This window comes from Photorhabdus akhurstii, from assembly GCF_018448925.1.
Taxonomy (GTDB): Bacteria; Pseudomonadota; Gammaproteobacteria; order Enterobacterales; family Enterobacteriaceae; genus Photorhabdus; species Photorhabdus akhurstii.
Window position 1 is genome coordinate 1 of record NZ_RCWE01000062.1, and the last position, 3,434, is coordinate 3,434.

General features: G+C 49.4%; 6 protein-coding genes. 3 read left to right on the forward strand and 3 right to left on the reverse strand.

Annotated features, from left to right (window positions below; all coding sequences use genetic code 11):
* A partial coding sequence (locus EAE93_RS23530) for a CHC2 zinc finger domain-containing protein (RefSeq protein ID WP_250151174.1) occupies nucleotides 1-262 on the reverse strand: 262 nt, incomplete at its 3' end.
* 132 nt (nucleotides 263-394) lie between these two features.
* Between EAE93_RS23530 and EAE93_RS23535 the strand changes: the two genes are divergently transcribed.
* From EAE93_RS23535 to EAE93_RS23545, 3 genes are all read left to right on the forward strand, one after another.
* On the forward strand, nucleotides 395-763 hold the full coding sequence (locus EAE93_RS23535; RefSeq protein WP_214040696.1) for a helix-turn-helix domain-containing protein: 369 nt from the start codon (nucleotides 395-397) through the stop codon (nucleotides 761-763).
* Between the two features lie 71 nt (nucleotides 764-834).
* Nucleotides 835-1,155: a SymE family type I addiction module toxin gene (locus EAE93_RS23540; protein ID WP_214040693.1), complete on the forward strand. Its 321-nt coding sequence runs from the start codon at nucleotides 835-837 to the stop codon at nucleotides 1,153-1,155.
* Between the two features lie 14 nt (nucleotides 1,156-1,169).
* Entirely contained in the window at nucleotides 1,170-1,367 is a 198-nt protein-coding gene (locus tag EAE93_RS23545) for a DUF7706 family protein (protein WP_214040694.1), read from the forward strand.
* Between the two features lie 273 nt (nucleotides 1,368-1,640).
* On the opposite strand, the gene EAE93_RS23550 is transcribed toward EAE93_RS23545, so the two are convergent.
* On the reverse strand, nucleotides 1,641-1,940 hold the full coding sequence (locus EAE93_RS23550) for a hypothetical protein (RefSeq protein WP_214040695.1): 300 nt from the start codon (nucleotides 1,938-1,940) through the stop codon (nucleotides 1,641-1,643).
* Nucleotides 1,941-1,947: 7 nt separating this feature from the next.
* Nucleotides 1,948-3,434, reverse strand: a 1,487-nt coding sequence (locus EAE93_RS23555) for an RHS repeat domain-containing protein (protein ID WP_332009639.1), incomplete at its 5' end; no start/stop codon positions are given.

The following is a 3,434-nucleotide window of genomic DNA, read 5'->3' on the forward strand; positions in this document are numbered from 1 at the left end:
GTTCTGCGGCCCGCCGCAGGCTCAGACGTTCGGTTTTCATGACCCAGTCGAGGACGGAACCGCCGGTGTGACAGCCGAAACAGTGATAGAGGTTCTTTTCCGAACTCAGCACCATTGACGGGGTTTTCTCCTCATGGAACGGGCACAGCAGCACGTAATCTTTGCCGCGTTTAATCAGCTTGCGTCCCTGTTGTTCCGCTACGGTCACTAAGGAGACGGCGGTTTTCAGGTGTTGCAATTCTGCTTCGGGTATCCGTGCCATGTCGCTGTTCCTCCGAAAACACGTCAAGATGTCTATTGTGTATTTTTATAGTACATTATATGATACTAAAATCAAGCGGGCAAATTGAGAGGGATTAGTATCATGGTATTTATTCAGGACGGGTTAACATCCATGAGCTTCTCTCAACGAGTGATTGAACTGCGTAAAAAGCGCAACCTGACACAGCAGGGGTTATCTGACGCAACAGGGATACATGTGCAGCAGATTAAACGATACGAAGCCGGTAGCTCACAACCTACCGCCGACGCGTTAAAGCGGCTGGCTGTTGTGTTACAGGTGACCTCTGATTTTTTGCTGTTTGAACCCGGGGAACGTGAGCCGGAAGATGATGGATTGAAGTTACGTTTTGAGGCGGTAGCGGCATTGCCGGTTGAAGAGCAGGAGATTGCTAAAGCGGTTTTGGATGCCATGATTGTGAAAAGTCAGGTATCACAGACGATAGCCCGAGTGGCAAAACCCGCCGCTAAAGAGAAGGATTAAGTTAACGCGGGGCTGTTGTGTTCGCAGCACAGCAACCCCGCTCACCACAAGCAACTAAACAGGGGTTGATTATGGCTAAGGCGCATTCTAAGGCAGAAGTCGTTGTAAATAAAGCAGCGAAAACAGAACGTTATTACACGGTGGGGTATGTGCTGAATGGGAATAAGGTCAACAACGCTACACCGGCGATACACCTTAAGGGGCAGTGGCTCAGACAGGCGGGGTTTAATACTGGCGGCCAGATTACGGTAAAGGTGATGGACGGTTGTCTGGTGCTGATTCCTGACAGTGAGGCCACGCAACAACAGCATCAGCAGTACCAGCGACAACAGGCCCAACTGCGGGAGATTAAGCAGCAGATGCGGGCGTTGATAACCGGTTTTGCGGGTTGAGGGGAGCGCATGAGATGACGATAGCGATTGAGCATTTACAGGATATTCAGTTAACCCACATTGAAGCGCTGGCCTTGGCGCAACTGGTTAAGCGGCTGAACTGGGCGGAGATACGGGCTTGTGCGGTTGATGACATGGAAGCCTGGGTTATCAAGGCTGCGATAGGGCGGCTCCAGTCGGCACTGGCGTATCACGGGTATTCACCACGGTAAGAGAGAAGTCAGCCGGAAGCGATTCCGGCTTTTTACTGTTTCAGGGAGAAAGCAGAATAAAATAGCTAAAGTATAGCCTATGTATATATTTGCTATGAATTTTATATTTTCTTGTATTATTTCTTTGTTTATCTTCTTATTTGTTTTATATTTTTGTGATTTTAATTTATATATTTAATATATAACATCAACCCTAAAAAATATTTATTTTAAGCATAAAAATAACAAAGCCGGAAAGATCACGGGGAGCTTTCCGGCTGATTTCAAGGATTATTAATCGCCGCTTATTCTAATAAAATTGATTTCTTTTCCGTTTACTTTTTCAATGATCTTATGCAGTTCATCTTTTCCTTCAATAATTCTATCTTTCATTTCAGACAATTCATGAATAAAAGAAGTTGCATCCTTTTTCTTTAATAAACAATCAGTTTTATAGTAATCCTTAATCTTTCTTAAATTCTTCGCGCTACTCCATCTCGTTGGAGATGAGAATATATTTGAATGTAAGGTTTCGCTCATAACAACATGAATAATCTCATTATCTTCTGTCGTGAAATGTATATCCAGTCCCATAATATCCTCAAAAAATCACATCTGTTGGCTTAAGATCTTTAAACACACTTTGCGGGAATGCCGTAACTAGATCACCATTTGATTCAGTAACAACCCTTACTTTATTTAATATTTCACCCTCTGGGGTTATACCTACATTCCTTTTCAAAGTTTTTTCATATATAAAACGATCACCATCGCGAATAATTCTATCTGGTTTACGGAATACATCCCTTATGGTCGATTTAACGTCGGCATTATTAAGAGTCCACTTACTTTTATGTGACCAGCCTTTGACATCGCCCACATGTCTATCCTTTACATGCTTAACACCGTCTTTAGTTAAGTTGATTTTGTCAGGGGGAGTTGGGCAAGGCGCGAGCCCCAGAGGGTCGATCCAGCCCGTCGGATTCTGCACGTAACTGTAAGGATTAAGGCCACCGACTAACCCAATCGGATCAGGACTGAGATAACACGCGGCTTCCGGTGAGTAAAAGCGGTGCCGATTGTAACAAAGCCCCGACTCTTCATCCCATAACTGCCCGGCGAATCGGAGGCCCGGGTCCAGTTCGGGATTCTCTGCCTGTCCGCCCAGCCGCAGCCCGTACAGGGACTGCTTCGGTCGCCGCCACACCCGTTTCCCTGCCGGGTCGAACAGCGCCAGCGGTTCCCCGGTCGGCGCGCTGACCGCATACTGGGTCTGCACCTCCCCGGCCATCAGTTCGACCCGGTTGTCCAGATTGAGCGTAAACTGTTGCGTCTGCTGCGCTATCAGCTCCCAGCCGTCAAACACCAGATGGCGGATCATTTTCAGCCGGCCGTGCTGATACTCGCGGATTTCCGCCGGCACATCGCCGTCCCACACATAGGTGGTCCGCTTACCGCTCTGGATACACCGTTTTTCTATCCGTCGCCCGAAAGCGTCATAGCGATATTCCCACGGTATCCCGTCCGGGGTGATAATCCCGGTCAGCTGATTCTGGCTGTTCCACCGGTATTTTGTCAGCGCCAGCCGGCAACCTTCCGCTAAAAACTGTTTCTCCTGCATGCGGCCGGCCCGGTCGTAAACAAACCGGTGCGAGTCCACCCAGTTCAGGCGATGCCCCTCCTGATAGAGGGTTTCCCCCATAATCTCCTGCACCCCGTCAAACCGTCTTGACGGGTACCCGGTCTCATCATACTGATAATGTTCCCGCAGTGTCCGCCCCTCCCCCACCGACATCACCTGGCCGTTGCCGTTGAGGAGATAATTTAACGGCTGCCCGTCATCACTGACGGCGGTCAGGTTCAGCGCGGCATCGTATTCATACCGGCGGGCCACCCCCGCGTAAGCGGGTCCGGCAATCTCTTCCAGTTCAGCCGGCCGGAAGAAATGGGGATTACGGCCGGCCCGTTGCGCGGTTAACTGGCCCATCAGGCTGTACTGCTGGCGCAGAATAAATCCCCCTTCCACGTAACGCCCCGTATCCCGGCCGGCGTCATCCCGTTCCAGGGTCAGGGGCGCCTGTCCTTCCA